Annotated in this window: 14 protein-coding genes; 8 read left to right on the top strand and 6 right to left on the bottom strand. The window is 68.1% G+C overall.

The annotated features are described in order from the left end of the window. Positions 1-117 precede the first annotated feature (117 nt). The 4 genes from AMYAL_RS0133530 (at position 118) to AMYAL_RS46675 (ending at position 5,342) form a co-directional block, all read left to right on the top strand. The gene (locus AMYAL_RS0133530) at positions 118-1,164 is read left to right on the top strand and encodes an LLM class F420-dependent oxidoreductase (RefSeq protein WP_020635671.1); all 1,047 of its coding nucleotides are present in this window, start codon (positions 118-120) and stop codon (positions 1,162-1,164) included. Further along, on the top strand, positions 1,164-2,003 hold the full coding sequence (locus tag AMYAL_RS0133525; protein ID WP_020635670.1) for an undecaprenyl-diphosphate phosphatase: 840 nt from the start codon (positions 1,164-1,166) through the stop codon (positions 2,001-2,003). The genes AMYAL_RS0133530 and AMYAL_RS0133525 overlap by 1 nt, the downstream gene beginning before the upstream one ends. A 482-nt stretch (positions 2,004-2,485) precedes the next feature. After that, positions 2,486-3,196, top strand: a complete 711-nt coding sequence (locus AMYAL_RS0133520; RefSeq protein ID WP_026467657.1) for a histidine phosphatase family protein — start codon at positions 2,486-2,488, stop codon at positions 3,194-3,196. A 103-nt stretch (positions 3,197-3,299) separates the two neighbouring features. Beyond that, positions 3,300-5,342: a M3 family metallopeptidase gene (locus AMYAL_RS46675; protein WP_020635668.1), complete on the top strand. Its 2,043-nt coding sequence runs from the start codon at positions 3,300-3,302 to the stop codon at positions 5,340-5,342. A gap of 56 nt (positions 5,343-5,398) precedes the next feature. On the opposite strand, the gene AMYAL_RS0133510 is transcribed toward AMYAL_RS46675, so the two are convergent. Further along, complete coding sequence (locus tag AMYAL_RS0133510) at positions 5,399-6,622, bottom strand: aminotransferase class V-fold PLP-dependent enzyme (protein ID WP_020635667.1); 1,224 nt, start codon at positions 6,620-6,622, stop codon at positions 5,399-5,401. Here AMYAL_RS0133510 and AMYAL_RS0133505 point away from each other — a divergent pair. Next, positions 6,621-8,018 carry an aminotransferase-like domain-containing protein gene (locus AMYAL_RS0133505; RefSeq protein WP_020635666.1) on the top strand — a complete coding sequence of 466 codons (1,398 nt, stop codon included), beginning with the start codon at positions 6,621-6,623 and terminating at the stop codon, positions 8,016-8,018. The two genes, AMYAL_RS0133510 and AMYAL_RS0133505, sit on opposite strands and share 2 nt — an antisense overlap. 18 nt (positions 8,019-8,036) lie before the next feature. Here AMYAL_RS0133505 and AMYAL_RS0133500 read toward each other — a convergent pair whose 3' ends face one another. Then, a complete protein-coding gene (locus AMYAL_RS0133500) occupies positions 8,037-8,666 on the bottom strand; it encodes a hypothetical protein (RefSeq protein WP_020635665.1) in 630 nt (209 codons plus the stop codon). A 70-nt stretch (positions 8,667-8,736) separates the two neighbouring features. Further along, on the bottom strand, positions 8,737-10,536 hold the full coding sequence (locus AMYAL_RS0133495; RefSeq protein ID WP_020635664.1) for a right-handed parallel beta-helix repeat-containing protein: 1,800 nt from the start codon (positions 10,534-10,536) through the stop codon (positions 8,737-8,739). Between the two features lie 86 nt (positions 10,537-10,622). Between AMYAL_RS0133495 and AMYAL_RS0133490 the strand changes: the two genes are divergently transcribed. From AMYAL_RS0133490 to AMYAL_RS0133480, 3 genes are all read left to right on the top strand, one after another. Then, complete coding sequence (locus AMYAL_RS0133490; RefSeq protein WP_026467656.1) at positions 10,623-11,501, top strand: TetR/AcrR family transcriptional regulator; 879 nt, start codon at positions 10,623-10,625, stop codon at positions 11,499-11,501. 80 nt (positions 11,502-11,581) lie between these two features. Further along, entirely contained in the window at positions 11,582-11,782 is a 201-nt protein-coding gene (locus tag AMYAL_RS0133485) for a hypothetical protein (protein ID WP_020635662.1), read from the top strand. 169 nt (positions 11,783-11,951) lie between these two features. Next, complete coding sequence (locus AMYAL_RS0133480) at positions 11,952-13,085, top strand: SWIM zinc finger family protein (protein ID WP_020635661.1); 1,134 nt, start codon at positions 11,952-11,954, stop codon at positions 13,083-13,085. On the opposite strand, the gene AMYAL_RS0133475 is transcribed toward AMYAL_RS0133480, so the two are convergent. The 3 genes from AMYAL_RS0133475 to AMYAL_RS0133465 form a co-directional block, all read right to left on the bottom strand. Further along, positions 13,068-15,515: a DUF6493 family protein gene (locus AMYAL_RS0133475; RefSeq protein WP_020635660.1), complete on the bottom strand. Its 2,448-nt coding sequence runs from the start codon at positions 15,513-15,515 to the stop codon at positions 13,068-13,070. The genes AMYAL_RS0133480 and AMYAL_RS0133475 overlap by 18 nt on opposite strands. Before the next feature lie 101 nt (positions 15,516-15,616). Beyond that, complete coding sequence (locus AMYAL_RS0133470; RefSeq protein WP_026467655.1) at positions 15,617-15,847, bottom strand: DUF397 domain-containing protein; 231 nt, start codon at positions 15,845-15,847, stop codon at positions 15,617-15,619. Beyond that, positions 15,837-16,706, bottom strand: coding sequence for a helix-turn-helix domain-containing protein (locus AMYAL_RS0133465; protein ID WP_020635658.1), 870 nt, complete (start codon positions 16,704-16,706; stop codon positions 15,837-15,839). Before AMYAL_RS0133465 ends, AMYAL_RS0133470 begins: the two co-directional genes overlap by 11 nt. Between the last annotated feature and the right edge of the window lie 17 nt (positions 16,707-16,723).

The following is a 16,723-nucleotide window of genomic DNA, read 5'->3' as shown; positions in this document are numbered from 1 at the left end:
AAGGCAAGTGCGGGACGCGGAGCAGGTGAGCGTGTCGTGATCGAGTACCACCGGGCGGGTCATCGGCTGTCAACACCCTGAACGGAGTGATGACACTCCGATGGATACATTCTCGCCGTGCGACTCGGACTGAACTTGGGCTATTGGGGCGCGGGAAACGACGCGGCCAACCTGGCATTGGCGAAGAAGGCGGACGAACTGGACTACGCGGTCGTCTGGGCCGCGGAGGCGTACGGCTCGGACGCGCCGACGGTGCTGTCCTGGGTGGCGGCGCAGACCTCACGGATCGATGTGGGCAGCGCGGTGCTGCAGATCCCCGCGCGGACCCCGGCGATGACCGCGATGACCGCCGCGACCCTGGACACGCTGTCGGGCGGCCGGTTCCGCCTCGGCCTCGGTGTCTCCGGCCCGCAGGTCTCCGAAGGCTGGCACGGCGTGAAGTTCGCCTCGCCGCTCGGCCGCACCCGCGAATACGTCGAGATCGTCCGCAAGGCGCTGAGCCGCAGCCGGGTCAAGTACGACGGTGAGCACTTCCAGCTGCCCCTGCCCGGCGGGCCCGGCAAGGCGCTGACCCTCACCGTGCACCCCGTGCGCGAAGAGATCCCCGTGTACCTGGCCGCGATCGGCCCGAAGAACCTCGAACTGACCGGCGAGATCGCGAACGGCTGGCTGCCGGTGTTCTTCTCGCCCGAGCACGCCGGTGAACAGCTGAAGCTGATCCAGGCGGGGGCGGACAAGGCCGGGCGCTCCCTCGACGGCTTCGACGTCGTCCCCACCGTCCCGCTCGTGGTCGGCGACGACTGGAAGGCCTGCGCCGACGCGGTCCGCGGCTACGCGGCGCTGTACATCGGCGGGATGGGCAGCCGGGAGAAGAACTTCTACAACCAGCTCGCCTGCCGGATGGGCTTCGCAAGCGAAGCGGCCGACGTCCAGCAGAAGTACCTGGGCAGGGACTACGAGGGCGCCATGGCGGCCGTCCCGCTGGAGTTCATCGACGCGACGTCGCTGCTAGGGCCGAAGGAACGGATCGCCGAACGGATGCAGGCCTTCGCCGCGGCGGGCGTCACGACGCTGACCATGGCTCCCTCCATGCCGGACCCCGAGAGCTCCGCACACGCTCTCGAGGTCGCCGCCGAGGCGATCGAACTGGCGGGTGTCGCCTGATGGGCTGGTTCGAAGCACTGGTCCTCGGCCTCGTCCAAGGCCTGACCGAGTTCCTGCCGATCTCCTCCAGCGCGCACCTGCGGATCACCGCGGCGCTCGCCGGTTGGGACGATCCGGGCGCCGCCTTCACCGCGGTCACCCAGATCGGCACCGAACTCGCGGTCATCCTGTACTTCTCGACCAAGATCGGGAAGATCCTCCGTGCCTGGTTCTTCTCGATCTACAAGAAGGACTGGCGGCAGGACCCCGACGCCCGGCTCGGCTGGCTGATCATCGTCGGCTCGATGCCGATCGTGGTGCTGGGCCTGCTGCTGCAGGACGCCATCGACGAGTCCTTCCGTGACCTGCGGATCACCGCGACCACGCTGATCGTGTTCGGCTTGATCCTCCTGGTGGCCGACCGCATCGGAAAGCAGGAGCGCACCCTCGACCACCTGACCGTGCCGCACGGCCTCGGGTTCGGGTTCGCGCAGGCGCTCGCGCTGATCCCCGGCGTCTCCCGCTCCGGTGGCACCACCAGCGCCGGGCTGCTGCTCGGCTACACCCGCGCTGAGGCAGCGGAGTACTCGTTCCTGCTGGCGCTGCCGGCGGTGTTCGGCTCGGGCCTGTACAAGCTGACCGACATCGGCAAGGACGGCGCCCCGGCCCAGTGGGGGCCGACGATCCTGGCGACGCTGGTCGCGTTCGGTGTCGGCTACGCGGTGATCGCCTGGCTGATGTCGTACATCAAGACCAAGAGCTTCGTGCCGTTCGTGATCTACCGGCTCGTGCTCGGTGTCCTGCTGTTCGTGCTGATCTTCACCGGCGTCCTGGACCCGCAGGCCGGCCCGCACGTGTAGCCCTGCCGTTGGGCCTCGTGCGTGGCCCCGCTGGACGCGTTGCGAAAGCCACGTTCGCAACCTTCAACGTTGCGAACGTGGCTTTCGCAACACGACCTCCCCGCCAGACCGCACCAGACCCCAGGAGGCGTGGGCCTCGTGAGTGGTAAGGAGCGTTAGGGCGGACCCGTATTTGCGTACCTAGGCCTGACCTGCGGACGGTGGCGTTTCCGCACCGTTGCGGGGCAGACAATCTTCCCCCGTGGACCACACCCGCATCCAGCACAAGCCCGACCCGGCACCGAGACGAAGCAGGCCGAGCGTGGAGGATCCAGGACGTTGAACGTCCCAAAACCTCCACGCTCGACCGCCAGTCACACCAGCGGGTAAGCAAATACAAGTCCGTCAGAACCAGCTTTGCCACTCACGAGACCACCCCGCCCGCGCCCTCCCGGAGGACGAAACGCGAGAGAGGGCAAAGCAGGACACGTAGGGTGGGCCACGTGAGTACTGTGATCCTTCTGCGCCACGGCAAGTCAACGGCGAACGGTTCGGGCGTCCTCGCCGGGCGCACGCCCAAGGTCGGCCTGGACGACACCGGCCGGGCGCAGGCGGCCGCGCTCGTCGAACGCCTGGCGCCGGTTCCGCTCGCCGAGCTGGTGGTCTCGCCGATGCTCCGCTGCCGCCAGACGGTCGCGAAGCTGGCCGAGGCGCGCGGTCTGGACAAGGTCAAAGAGCCCGGTTTGTCCGAAGTGGACTACGGCGAGTGGACCGGTCGCGCGCTCAAGGATCTGGTCAAGGAACCCCTGTGGCGGGTCGTGCAGGCGCATCCGTCGGCCGCGGTCTTCCCCGGCGGCGAAGGGCTCGCCGAGATGCAGGCCCGGTCGGTCGCGGCCGTCCGCGCGCACGACGCCCGGATCACCGCGAAGCACGGCGAGAACGCGGTCTGGCTTTTGTGCAGTCACGGCGACGTGATCAAGTCGATCCTCGCCGACGCGCTCGGCCAGCACCTCGACGCGTTCCAGCGGATCGTGGTCGATCCGGCATCCGTTTCGGTGGTCCGCTACACCGAGACTCGTCCGTTCGTGTTGCGGGTCAACGACAACGGCGGTGACCTGACCGGTCTCGCCCCCGTCGAACCGAAGGCGAAAGCCAAGCGCGGCAAGGGAAAGCAGAGTTCCGACGCGGTGGTGGGCGGTACCACCGGAGCGTGACCATCGCCGTTCGCGGAGTCACCGCCACGGACGGCATCCACCGGCCCCTCACTGCCCGTAAGGTGGCCAGAACAGCAGTTTCGACGACCCTGGAGCAGCACCGATGATTTCGCAGGACAACCCGTTCGCCGCGCCGAGTGAGCTGCCCTACGCCCTTCCTCCGTTCGACCGGATCGCCGACGAGCACTTCCTGCCTGCCTTCGAAGCGGGTCTTGCCGAACACGCCGCCGAAATCGAGGAGATCGCCGGTTCGCCCGAGCCGCCGACCTTCGAGAACACCATCGCCGCGCTCGAGAAGTCCGGCAGGCTGCTGTCCCGTGTCTCCAGCGTGTTCTTCAACCTCTCCGGATCGAACGCGAACGACGAGATCCAGCGTGTGCAGGCCGAAATGGCACCGCGGCTGGCCGCGCACGCGGACGCCGTCAACCTGAACCCGGCCCTGTTCGCCCGGATCAACAGCCTGTTCGAGCGCAAGGACGAACTCGGCCTCGACACCGAGTCGCTGCGCCTGCTGGAGCGTCACCACACCGATGTCCGCCGCGCGGGCGCAGGGCTGCCCGAGGCCGATCAGAAGCGTCTGCGCGAGCTGAACGAGCAGCTTTCGACCCTGGCGACCCGGTTCCAGCAGAACCTGCTGAAGGACACCAACGAGCTCGCCGTGGTCGTCGACGACGTCGCGGAACTCGCGGGGCTGAGCGAAGACGAGATCGCGACGGCCGCCGAAACGGCGGGGGAGAAGGGGAAGTACGTCCTCAAGCTCACCCTGCCGACAGCGCAGGCGGCGCTGGCCTCGCTGGAAGACCGGGCGCTGCGCGAGCGGATCTTCACCGCGTCGGTGTCCCGCGGCAACCGGGGCAACGAGTTCGACAACAACGACGTCGTCGCTCAGACGGTCCGGCTGCGTGCCGAGCGGGCCGGTGTGCTCGGCTTCCCCGACCACGCCTCGTACGTCATCGAGGACGAGACGGCGAAGACGGCCGCAGCCGCGGTCGGGCTCCTGGAGCGCCTCGCGCCGGTCGCGGTCGCCAACGCCAAGGTGGAGGCCGAAGAACTGCAGCGGTACCTCGAAGCCGACATTCCCGGCGCGATCCTGCGGCCGTGGGACTGGGCGTTCTACGCCGAGCGCGTCCGCAAGGACCGGTTCGAGGTCGACACCGCCGCGCTGCGCCCGTACTTCGAGCTGAACCGCGTCCTGACCGACGGGGTCTTCTTCGCCGCGTCCGAGCTGTACGGCTTGAGCTTCACCGAGCGGGAAGACCTGCCGAAGTACCACCCCGAGGTCCGCATCTTCGAGGTCTTCGACGCCGACGGCGCGGAACTCGGCCTGTTCCTGCTCGACTACTACGCCCGCGATTCGAAGCGCGGCGGCGCCTGGATGAACAACTTCGTCGACCAGACGAAACTCCTGGGCACCAAGACGGTCGTGGTGAACGTGCTCAACGTCGCCAAGCCGCCGTCGGGTGAGCCGACCCTGCTGACCTTCGACGAGGTCGTCACCGCGTTCCACGAGTTCGGGCACGCGCTGCACTCGCTGCTTTCGGACGTCGAATACCCGATGTTCTCCGGCACCAACGTCCCGCGTGACTTCGTCGAGTACCCCTCGCAGGTCAACGAGATGTGGATGCTCTGGCCCGAGGTGCTGGCGAACTACGCCAAGCACCACGTGACCGGCGAGCCGCTGCCGCAGGAGCAGATCGACAAGCTCCTGGCGTCGCAGCAGTACGGAGAAGGCTTCTCGACGACCGAGTACCTCGCGGCGTCGCTGCTCGACCAGGCGTGGCACGGGCTCGGCACCGAGGACAAGATCGACGACGTCCAGCGGTTCGAGGCCGAGGCGCTGACCAAGGCCGGGGTCGCGCTGGAAGCGGTGCCACCGCGCTACCGCACCAGCTACTTCGCGCACATCTTCAGCGGCGGCTACAGCGCCGGGTACTACTCCTACATCTGGAGCGAGGTCCTCGACGCCGACACCGTCCAGTGGTTCCGCGAGAACGGCGGGCTCACCAGGGAGAACGGCGACCACTTCCGGCGTGAACTCCTCGGACGCGGTGGCAGTATCGACCCGATGGCCGCCTTCCGCGCGTTCCGCGGCCGCGACCCGGAGATCGAGCCGCTGCTGAAACGCCGCGGTCTCGCCGGGGCCTGAAGCCCTGACGGTTCCCCTGCCTGGACACCCCCAGTGCCCAGGCAGGGGAACCGCGTTCAGGCGGCGAGTTCGGCGACGGCCGCGGCCACGTCGTCCACTTCCCGCTCGGTGTTGTAGTAGTGCGGGCTCAGCCGCAGGCACCAGTCGACGTCCTTGTCTCCGAAGTCGAACTGCGCGAACTCCCGGTAGCTGAGCGCCGAGTTGATCTTTCGCGCGTCCATCGCCTTCTTGAAGGGGACGGCTTCCCAGCCCTTGATCGAGAACGTCACCAGCGCGCCCAGTTCCGGGCCCCGGTCGAGCACTTCGACGCCCGCGATGGCGGCGAGCCCGTCACGCAGCCTCGCCGCGAGCGCGGGAGTGCGCCGTGAGATCGCCTCCAGGCCGACCTCACGGGCATACCTCGCGGCGGCGGCGCAGCCGAGCACGGTGGCGTAAGGGAATTCCCATTCCTCGAACCGGGTGGCCGACTTCGCGGATTCGTAGTCGCCGGGCGCGCTCCAGCGGGCGCCGTGCATGTCGATGAACAGCGGCTCATGCCCGGCTTCGAGGAACCGGTCCGAGACGAACAGGAACCCCGAACCGCGCGGGCCGCGCAGGAACTTGCGGCAGGTCGAGGTGAGCAGGTCGGCGCCGATCTCCTCGACGTCGACGGGATACTGGCCGATCGACTGGCAGGCGTCGACGAGATAGAGCAGACCGAGTTCCCGGCAGTGCCGTCCGATCTCGGCGACCGGCTGGACCAGCCCCGAGTTGGTCGGGATGTGGGTGGCGGCGACCAGTTTCGGCCTCCGTGTGCGCATCAGGGCCGCCATGGCGTCGACGTCGACACCGCCCTCTGCCGTGTCCGGTGCGTGGACGATTTCGATGCCGAACCGCTTCCGCAGCGACAGGAACGCGATCTGGTTGGAGATGAAGTCGTTGCGGGTGGTGAGGACGACGTCGCCGCGTTCGAACCGGATCGAGGACAGCGCGGTGGAGTAGGCGTGAGTGGCACTCGCCGCGAAGGCGATGTTGCGCGGCCGCGCGTTGATCAGGGCGGCGATCTCGCCGTGGAAACCGGCGACCTCGTCCGCCCGTGCGGCGGCGGCCTCGTAACCACCGATCTCGGCTTCGAGACTCAGGTGGTCGAGCATCGTGGTCAGCACCGGCCTGGCCAGCAGGCCGCAGCCGGCGTTGTTGAAATGGACGACCTTTTCGCTGCCGGGCGTATCGGCTCTGAGGGCCGGAACGTCCAGTAGTGGTTCCGCGCGATTTTCAGTAGCACTATCATGTTCCTTCATGTCGGATAGTAGCACTTCCGCGCTCGTCATCCAGCTGCGTTCCCTGGTCCGCTCGGCGGCGACGGGGGACCGGTTGCCCAGCAGCCGTGAGCTCATCGAGCGCTACCGGGTCGGCCCGGTGACGGTGTCGCGCGCGATCGCCCAGCTGGCCGCCGAGGGCGTGGTCGTGACCCGTCCCGGAAGCGGGACGTACGTGGCGGCGAAGCCCTCCGTGTCGGGCGAACCGCTCGACACGGCGTGGCAGACCGTCGCCCTGACCGACCGCAGCGTCGACACCAGGTCCCTGACCGGAACCCTCGGCCCGCCGCCGGACGGCGCGATCCTGCTCGACGGCGGCTACCCGCACCGATCGCTGCAGGCGGCCCGGTTCCTGAGCGCGGCACTCGCGCGGGCAGGCCGCCGTCCGGACGCCTGGGACCGCGCACCCGCTGCCGGTCTGGCCGCACTGAGGTCGGTCTTCGCGGGACCGGCGGGTGCGTCACCGGATGACGTCCTGATCACCGCGGGCGGGCAAAGCGGGCTGTCCATGGCGTTCCGGGCCATCGCGGCGCCCGGAAGCCCGGTCCTCGTCGAATCGCCGACCTATCCGGGAGCGCTCGCCGCGGCACGGGCGGCGGGGCTCCGTCCGGTGCCGGTCCCGATCGACGACGACGGGGTCCGCCCGGACCTGCTGGCCGAGGCGTTCGCGATGACCGGAGCCCGGCTTTTCTACTGTCAGCCCGCGTTCCACAACCCGACCGGGACCGTGCTCACGGCCGATCGCCGCCGTCCGGTGCTCGAGGTGGCGCGGGCGGCCGGAGCGTTCGTCCTGGAGGACGATTTCGCCCGCCATCTGTCACACGGGGCCGCGGCACCGCGCCCGCTGATCACCGAAGACCGCGACGGCACGGTCGTCCATCTGACGTCGGTGACCAAGGCCGCCGCGCCGAGCCTCCGGATCGGCGCGTTGATCGCGCGAGGACCGGTCCTCGACCGGATGAAGGCGATCCGGCGGGTCGACGACTTCTTCGTCTCCCGGCCGCTGCAGGAGGCGGCTCTCGAACTGCTCAGCGCGCCGTCCTGGGAACGTCACGTGCGGAAACTGGGTGCGGAACTGCGGGAACGGTGCGGAAAAGCGGCCGCGGCACTGGCCAGTGAATGTCCTGAATGGACAGTCGCCCGCCTGCCCTCGGGAGGACTGCACCTGTGGGTGCGGCTACCGGCGGGGAGTGACGCGAACGCGATCGCCCGCGCCGCGAGAGAGCGAGGAGTCGTGGTCGGGGCGGGGGAGCGGTTCTTCGCCACCGAGCCTGCCGGGCCGTTCTTGCGACTGGGCTTCGCCGCCACGGCCGACATCGCCGAACTCACCGAAGGCATCCGACGGCTCGGGCAGTTGTCCATGAAGACAGATGTATAACGACCTATACGGCGTGGCTCAGGCCAGTACGGCGTCCAGAAGCAGGTAAACACCACCGCCGAGAACGACACCGGCCACCGTTCCCGCCGTGACCTCGGCCCTGGTGTGGTCGCCGAGTTCGACGCGGGACCAGCAGACCCAGCCGACGCCGAGGAACACCAGCGCGAGCCAGGGGCCGTAGACGCGCATGAGCATCACGGCCGCGCCCGCCGCCACCATCGCGTGCATCGAGATCTTGAACTTCGCTCCGAAGGTGATCGCGAGCGCGGCGACCAGGCAGACGAGCTCGGCGGCCGCGAGCGCGATCATCTCGTGCGGGGCGCCTCCCGCGATCAGGATGACGAATCCGGCGGCCAGTGAGCCGATGCAGACCGCGAACGGGACGAGTCGTCCCGCGCGATCGGTGACATGGTGGCTGTCCCACTTGCCCTTCTTGGCGCCCCGCACGATCACGGCCATCGGGATCAGCGAGCCGGTGACGCCGACGATGAGCCCCCACAGCAGGGTCTTGCCGAAGTGGTGGCCGGTGACCTGCCACGCGACGACCAGTGGCAGGCCCAATACCCAGACCCACGGCGCGAGCACCTCGGTCGCGATCCGCGCGAGACGGCGGCGGGTCACGGGCGCTTCCGTGGGCTGGGTCGGCATGGTGCGTGGTCTCCTCGGGGATCGTGGCCGGAGCGGCTCCTGCCGGACGTGGGCCCGGCAGGAGCGGTGATCATCGTTCCAGACCGCGACGTCCCGCCCGCGCGAGGATGTCGGCGCCCGCCGGGTCGGCCAGGATCGCTTCCCCGAAGGTCTCCTTGGGCAGCACGGTGTTCGCGGCCACGGTCACCGTCTCGGGCGGGGTGTCGTGGCCATCGGGCCGGACGTCCCAGAAGTTCCCCACGAAGGCGACGTTCTCCATCGGCGGCCCCACCTGGAGCACGATCGGGGTGTCGGCCCCGTGGACGACGTTGCCGGTGACGGTGATCCACGCGGCGCCGTAGTCGGTGTAGAGACCGAAGTTGTACGAGGTGAGGACGTCGCGGATCACGTTGCCGCGGACCAGTGCCCCGCCGGCGAACGACGAGCCCTGCGGCGCCGAAAGGTAGATCCCGCCGCCGTCCATCAGTTTCCCCATGCTGCGCTCGACGAGGTTCGAGATCACCTGGGTGCCCTTGGCCCGCTCGCCACCGGTGATCACGACGCCGTTGTGCGGGACGTCGCGGATCTCGTTGTGGGCCACGGTCGTCTCTTCGGACTCGACCACGAGGACGGCGGACGAACCGCGGTACTCGGTGCCGATGTGGTGGACGAGGTTGTCTTCGAGTGACACCCGTGTGCTCGTGTGCACGGCGAGCCCACTGCCCGAGATATCGTCGAAGACGCATCCCCGGATCCGGACGTCGGCGCTGTCCTCGATGAGCAGCCCTCCCGCGCCGAGCCGGGTGAAGTGGCTGTCCTCCACCGTGACCCGGCTGACCGACGTGAGGCTGACGTTGGCGGGCAGCTGAACCGGCTGGGCGGGCACGTGGACGTAGCCGACGTCCGCGCCGAGGTCGATCTTCTGGAACTCGCCCTGCTCGTAGCGAGTATTGCCGTGATAGTGCAGGTAGCCGCCGGTGCGGGTGGGGCCGTTCCAGGTCGCGTCGGCGAAGGTGAAGCCGCGCAGCACGAGGTCGTGCACGCCCTGCCCGCTGATGAGCGTCTCGAGCACAGGGGCGACGACAATGGTCTTGCCGATCTCCTCGCCGGGTCGCGGGCGGTAGTGCAGGACATGGTCGCCCGGCCCGGTCCGGCTGACGGCGAAGGTGCCCGGCTCGGACAGGAACGCCACGTTGTTCTCGAGCACGGTGGGCGCGGCGAGGCCGTCCCAGGTCCCGTCGCCGCCGGCTCCGTACCACTTCGAGTCGTAGAGGGATTTGGCGTTGTCGAAGGCGGGCTGCGCCATCGTGACCGTGGTCGAGGAGGCGTCACCGGAGATCGACGCGACCGCGATCCGGGCTTCGGACCACGGGTAGACGCCGGGGTAGACGAACTCCAGGCCGGACGGATCCGGCCATGACTGAGGCTCGATGCTGTCCGTGACGTAGCCGGTCGCTGTTTTCGTCACGTTTCCTGGCAAGCCGGACGTGCGGGCCGCTCGGGTCGAAGGATGGTCGTCGACAGTGAGCCGTCGCGGCGCCAGGTCGCCGATCGGTGCCGTCCAGACGTCGTCGTCACCGGCTTGCCAGTCGCCGATCTCGCGGCCGCCGCTGAGTTCGACCTTGACCTGTTCCGGTGTTCCGTAGCCGTGCGCTTGGTAGACGACGCGGAAGCCGTTCGCGCCGGAATCGCCTAGTGCACCGTCGAAAATGAGAGGTTGTTCGAGGCGGTGGACGCCCGCGGTGAAGGTGACGACGATGTCGCCGGTCATTCCGGCCGTGACGGCGCGGACAGCGGCTTGCGCAGCTTTGGCGGTGGCGAAGGGCTGGTCGGCGGTCCCTGGCCAGTCGTCCCTGCCGTCGGGGGACACGAAGAATCTGATTTCGGGCATACTGAAGTGCTCCTGCGGGAGGTTTATGGGATATACTGCGGTTTATTACTTAAACACGAATGAGCGAAGAGCGTCAAGGAGTGCTGGTGACGGAAGACGACGCGCAGCCGGATCCCGAGCGGGCGATCGAGCTGCTGTGGGGCGCACCCGAACCGGACCGGCCGGGGTTGAGTCTCGGCCGGATCATCGCGGCGGCGATCGAAGTCGCGGACGCGGAGGGACTCGCCGCGCTGTCGATGCGCAAGGTCGCGGAACGGTTCGGCACCACCACCATGTCGCTGTACCGGTACGTTCCCGGCAAGGCGGAACTGGTGGAACTCATGCGCGACGCCGTGCACGGCGAGTTCCCGATGAAGCCTTCGGCCGGGCTCGGCTGGCGCGCGGGCCTCGAACACTGGGCGCGACGGGTCTGGGAGATGCACCGTTGTCACCCGTGGCTGGTCCACAGCGCCGGAACCCGTCGCCTTCCGGGGCCGAACATCATGGCCGGGTACGACCACGCGCTGGACGTGGCTTCGCGGAGCGGCCTGGCGCCGGCGCAGGTGATCGCGGTCGTGAACCTGGTCGGCGGATTCGTCGAGTCCGTCGCGCGGCAGGCGGGGGAGACCGCGGAACTCCAGCGCCGCACGGGCGTGTCCCATGAACGCTGGTGGAGCGAACGCGAGTCCCTGTTCGAGCGCCTCGACGGCTATCCCGCCCTGACGAGGCTGTGGAAGGGCGGCGGTATGGACGCGCCACTCGACCCCTTCGAATTCGGGCTGCAGCGCACCCTCGACGGGGTCCAGGCGCTCATTGAAGGCGGGGGGAGTGAGGTAATGCGTGACGAAACTGAGCGCGGGGAGTGTGCCATCTGCGGCAAGCCTCTGGAAGGGGTCGGGCGGGGCAGGCCGCGGGACTACTGCTCGAGGGCATGTCAGCAGCGTGCCTATCGCCGGCGGCAGGCTGAGGCGTCCGCAAGCGAATAGTACACGAATAGCCGCTTCGGACGTGCATAGCTGGCGAATAGCATCGGGAGGACACGGTAGGTCGGAGAGCGGGGAGACCGATGTTCGCCAACTGGATCCAAATCGCCGAACTCGCACTGCTGCCAGTGGGCCTCGCGATCGGCTACGCGGCCGGACGAATCTGCCGCCACGACGAGCGCGCCTCCTTCGGCGGGGGAGTCGCGATCACCCACCCCGGCTTGGTTTCGGAATACCAGGACCCCACCTGGGACGCGGGTGCGACTTGGGAATCGGCCAGGTAGGCCGATTCCGGGGGAGGGCGGCGGCAGGTCTCGGGAGAATCCGCTCGGGGCCTGTCGTCGGTTATAAAGTGTATAACGACCTATTCACCTTGGCAACGAACAAGATCAACTACACGATCTGACAATCAAAACCGCCAAGAGTGTCGGGGGTACTGGCTAGGGTTGCCCGATGATCACCGAGATCCAGCTCGAGCCGGTCGAAGAGCACACCGCGACGCCGGTGCTCTTCAAGGGTTTCGTCGAACCCGGAGCTCAGGCCGCTCAGGCGCTGCTCGTACTGGGAAAGGTCGCCCGCACGCGGTTCTGGATGCCGCCGTCGATGGTGAACCGGCTCATCGCCGAGTCCGATCCGGTGTTCACCGCGAGCCGGACAACGTTGCGAGCGGAGGCTTTCTCGCCGTGCTGCGGCGTCTACGCCAGGCTTGATCTCCAGGAAGTCGGAAGTCTCGGTGAAGGGTGCACGAACGTCGACCTGTCGGACGCGACACGAACCGTTCTGGCAGGCGTCGTGGCACAGGATCCGTTGCACCTGACCGTTCGCGGTGAGGGAATCCACTTGCGAACTCTCGACGGGCAGAACGACGAGTCGCTGGTACCGCTGCCTGATCGCTGGGTGGCGGGCTTCGCCGAGGTCGCCGCTGTCACGGCGGGCGCGGTCAAGATGGCGGAGCTGGACAAGGTCGAAACACAGGCCTTCCTGCGGCGGCTGCCCACCGCCGGTGGCAGGTCGTGGGCTGTGCCGTCCGGGCGTGGGCTCCGGCTGACGTCGCGTGCGGGCCGTGACTCGATCCCGGCGTCCGGACTGCATCGGCTGCGCGTGGTCGAGCCACTCGTCCGGTTCGCCCGAGGACTGACCGTCTACACACGACCGGACAGTGAGGTCGCGAGCTGGGTGCTTCAGCTGGAGCGCGCGCGACTCGTCGTGACGCTGTCTCCGGAGCCGTCCCGCGGCTTCTCCGGTGAAGGCGGTTGGTTGAACGCGCTGGCGGCGGGACTCGACGCGCCGGAACTCGTCGCGGGGCGTGCCGGACACGACGTCGTCGACGGCACGTGGTTCCCGCGGGAGCTGCCGAGCGGGAACGCTCCGGTGAACGGCCGACTGGCGAAGGCGCGTGAGCTCGTGGCCGCCGGGGCGGTCCGGTCGTTACCCGGCGGCGGCTACGAGATCACCCGTGCCGGGTCGGTGCAGCGGGTGCGGTTGTCCCCGGCGGGTTGCACCTGTGCTTGGTGGGCCAAGCATCAGGAGACACGGGGGCCGTGTTCGCACGTACTGGCGGCCCGGATGTCAGCGGCTGAGGCGTGATGCCGCCTTCGCCGCCTTCGAACTGCCTTTGAAACCTGCCAGCCAGGTCTTCGTTTCGGCGCTGATCGTGCCCGCGCCGCGTTCCATCAGGTCCGCGGCGAGCTCCAACAGCGCGAAGACGCCGCGGTGAGAAGGTTCCAGCCTCGGCAGTAAGGTGTCCAAAGTGGACAGGATGGCGATCGGGTGTTCGTTCGCGATGGTCGAAAGCCGGGGGGCCAGCCTCGTCGGAATGAGCTCAGGGCCGAGCACGCCCAGTGCTTCGCCGAGCGCGCGAGGGCCGAGCATCCGTCGGTCCAAGAGGGTCAGTGCGGCGTCCATGCCCAGCTGGACGGCGGCGGCGCGTTTCAGCACGAGCGTGGTGGCGATGAGCATCGTGCCGGGAAGGCCGGGTGTCGAAGGACTGTCCAGGAATGGCGGCAGCGCGGCCTTCTCCACGGGGTAGCCGACTTCGAAGTCGTTGAAGAGCAGGTTCCCGGCGACGGCGGCTTCCAGGTGGTCGCGGTCGTAGGGTGAAGAGACCGCTTCGTGGCATTCGGTGAAGCCGAGCCATTCGGGCGCCGGGCTGCCGAAAAGCACGCCCAGCCAGGGGGCTTTCGGTGAGACGGCTTCCGGGGTTTCGTCGATGTCCAGCGAGGTCAAGCCGTACTGGTTCAGGCCGATCTTCGCCGTCCAGGTGAACGGCGGTCCGGGGTCACCGCGCAGCGCAGCGGCGGGGTCGGCGGATTCGGGGTATCGGGCACGGGCGGCGGCGAGGGCGGTCCAGCCGGTGTCGCCGATGGGCGGTCCGCCGAGGGCGTAGCGGATGCAGTCGGCGTGCGGGCCGGTGAGTGCCGAGGCGAGTGAGCGGGCTTCGGGCCGGGTGTCCGGGGCAAGCCTCAGCAGCGCGTCGGCGACGTCGTCTTCGGGTGCTTCCGGGTGTTCGAGCATGCGGGAGACGAAGACGACCGGGTCGAGCCAGCCGCCCTGGTGGGTGGCGGCGGAGACAGGGCGGGCGGTGCCGTCCAGCAGGGCGTTGACCCGGTGGTGGAGCGGACGACGCCAGCCCTCGACCTGTGGTGGGCAGGCGACGTCGCGGCCGCTGAGGCCGAGGACGAGGGTGGCGACCAGTTTGGGGACGGCCGCGGCGTGCTTCTCGCCTGCGATCTTGGTGGCGCGTTTCACCAGTGGTTTGAGGGCGTCCTGGAGTTCGCCGGTGACGCGGTGTGCGCCGTCGAGGACGGCCAGGAGGAGGTCGGCCTGGTCGGGATCGGCGAGGAGGGAGGAGAGGGCTTCCGCGATCGCGGCCGGGGTGTCGGGGACGTCGAGCGGGATGGTCAGTGTTTTGCGCTGGTCCCAGGGTGGTCGTGTGGGTTCGGGGTATTCGGCGGTGTCGATGACGTCCGGTGTCTCGGGGGTGACGCCGAGCCGGGCGGTGGCGAGGGCGCGGACGTCGGAGGCTTCGTGGGTGAGTGCCGCTTCGAAGACTTCGTTGGCGATGTCGGTGAGTTCGGGTCGCCGGTCTGCGATGCGGCCGGCGAGTTTGAGCGCGAGTTTGGCGGTGGTGGCGCCTCGTCCCGCCGCGGCGGCGGGGAGGTGCTGGAGGGCGATTTCGTCGTCGAGGGTGCCTTGTTTGTCCACGAGAGACAGTGCTTTGACGGCGAAGGAGACAGTGCGGGGGAGGCTGCTTCCGCATAGCCGGGCGTAGCGGATTTGTGCCGTTGTGCGTTCGTCCGGTGTGGGTGCGAGCGCTTCGTGGAGGGCGGCGTACCACTGGGCGCGAAAGGCGGCGAAGTCGCGGGCGAGGACGTCGAGGGTGAGGTCGAGCAGTCTGGTGCGGTCGAGTTCGCCGGTGGCGGTGAGTTCGAGGAGCGCGGTCGACCATTTGTCTTCGTCGCGGACGTACTTGTCGAAGGCGGCGAAGCTGGCATCCCCGTTGCCTTCGAGCGTGAGGAGTTCCCAGAGTTCGGTGAGCGCTTCGGGTTCGGTTCGGAGCCGTTCGGCGAGGGGTTTTCCGCCGAAGCGTCCGGCCCAGCGGAACCAGCCCGCGTGGTACTCGGGTGTCCGGATGGGTTCGAGGTCGCCGTCGAGGGTCATGCGGCGGATCGCTTCCCACGCGGTCTGGTGGCCGATCAGGCGGAGAGCCATCGCCTTGCGTTCGGCGAGGGGCCGGTCCTGCAGCACGCGTTCGAGGATCGTGGGTGTGGCGATCCAGAGTTTCCGGAGCAGGGGGTCGCTTGTGGGAAGGATGGCCAAGAGGGCCGTGGCGGCTTGCTGGCCTTTGAGCGGGTTTCGGACGCCGTAGGTGTCGGGTTCGATCTCGATGAATTCTCGGCTGTCCTTGAACGCGGCCATGAGGTCGGGGATGAGGGCTTTCCGCTCGGCGGGGGAGAGCCCGAAGATCCGGGAGAGGACTTCCGAGGGTTGACCGGTGAGGATCGCGTCCAGGTGCACGGGGCCATTGTGTCGTGAGGGGCTACGGCCGAGGTCACGAGCGCCACGCTCGAGACGTTGAGCGTCACGAGACCCGGCCTCTGACTCCCTCAAGGAGTCCTTCACGGACATCTCGGCCCAGTTCCGTTCGTGAGCGTCGTCAGGAACGCTTGGATCTCGTGCGGTGTGAACACGAGGACCGGGCTTTTCTCGCCGAGCTTCGAATCCCGCACGCCGACGTAGCCGGGCATGGAGGCGTTGAACTCGACGCAACCGCTCGCCCCATTGCTGTAGCTGGACTTCCACCAGCCCGAAACAGTGGTGAGGGTGGGGCGGGGTGAATCAGTGGACATCAATTTCCCTTGCACAATCGCGGATCAGAGCACGTGAACGTTCAGGGTTCTCCGCTTGAACCTGAAGTCGTTCGAATGTGTTGCGAAAATCGAGGAGAGCTGCGGCGCTCTCGTAGTAGAGGCCTTCGCGTCGATTTTCGACATAAACGGTTCCAGGGTCGCCCCGGAACTCGGGTGGATAGGTCAAGATGATGAACATGCCGTCCGACGCGCCGTGGGCGCCCGCGCTGAAGGGGAGGACCTGGATGTCGATCTTCGGTCGTTCGGACAGGTCGATCAAGTGCTGCAGTTGCTCACGCATCACCGCAGGTCCGCCGATCTGCCGCCGCAGGACGCTCTCGTCAAGGATCGACCAGATCTGCGGAGCGTCTTCGGTGCGCTCGAGTATCTCCTGTCGCGCCATCCGCAGGTCGACCATGGCGTCGAGTTCGGCTTCGGAGGACCATTTCCGGCCTTCCAGCATGATCGCGCGTGCGTAGGCACGGGTCTGGAACAGTCCGGGAAGTGCGATCAGATCGACGGTGTTGATGCGCGCGGCGCCGGTTTCCAGCCCCAGATACAGATTCAACCATTCGGGCACCGCTCGGTTGAATTTGATCCACCAGTCGCGGCCGCGTTTCGCTCGCCTGGTCATGTCGCGGAAGAATTCGACCTTCTCCGGTGCGCCGTAGAAGGCGAGCAGGATTTCCAGGTCGGCGGGCGCCGGCAGGTTTCGTGCGGTCTCGATGTGCGCGATGACCGTGGTTGCCTTGCCGATACGTTCCGCCGCGGTCGCTCTGTCGTAGCCGGCGGCTTCCCGGAGGCGCTTCATCTCGAGCGCGATCCAGCGCTTGACGGCAGTGGGGTTCAGCGTGCTCATGAAGTCACCGCCTCTTC

The sequence above is a fragment of the Amycolatopsis alba DSM 44262 genome, from assembly GCF_000384215.1.
Lineage (GTDB): Bacteria > Actinomycetota > Actinomycetes > Mycobacteriales > Pseudonocardiaceae > Amycolatopsis > Amycolatopsis alba.
Note: the sequence above shows the minus strand (reverse complement) of the source record. Positions and strands in the feature narration are given on the sequence as shown.

Excerpts from the sequence above, each read along its gene's own strand:
- AMYAL_RS0133495 (WP_020635664.1), bottom strand. The coding sequence starts at position 10,536 with ATGCCCGAAATCAGATTCTTCGTGTCCCCCGACGGCAGGGACGACTGG.
- AMYAL_RS0133480 (WP_020635661.1), top strand. The coding sequence starts at position 11,952 with ATGATCACCGAGATCCAGCTCGAGCCGGTCGAAGAGCACACCGCGACG.
- AMYAL_RS0133470 (WP_026467655.1), bottom strand. The coding sequence starts at position 15,847 with ATGTCCACTGATTCACCCCGCCCCACCCTCACCACTGTTTCGGGCTGG.
- AMYAL_RS46675 (WP_020635668.1), top strand. The coding sequence starts at position 3,300 with ATGATTTCGCAGGACAACCCGTTCGCCGCGCCGAGTGAGCTGCCCTAC.
- AMYAL_RS0133510 (WP_020635667.1), bottom strand. The coding sequence starts at position 6,622 with ATGAAGGAACATGATAGTGCTACTGAAAATCGCGCGGAACCACTACTG.
- AMYAL_RS0133505 (WP_020635666.1), top strand. The coding sequence starts at position 6,621 with ATGTCGGATAGTAGCACTTCCGCGCTCGTCATCCAGCTGCGTTCCCTG.
- AMYAL_RS0133500 (WP_020635665.1), bottom strand. The coding sequence starts at position 8,666 with ATGCCGACCCAGCCCACGGAAGCGCCCGTGACCCGCCGCCGTCTCGCG.
- AMYAL_RS0133485 (WP_020635662.1), top strand. The coding sequence starts at position 11,582 with ATGTTCGCCAACTGGATCCAAATCGCCGAACTCGCACTGCTGCCAGTG.
- AMYAL_RS0133465 (WP_020635658.1), bottom strand. The coding sequence starts at position 16,706 with ATGAGCACGCTGAACCCCACTGCCGTCAAGCGCTGGATCGCGCTCGAG.
- AMYAL_RS0133525 (WP_020635670.1), top strand. The coding sequence starts at position 1,164 with ATGGGCTGGTTCGAAGCACTGGTCCTCGGCCTCGTCCAAGGCCTGACC.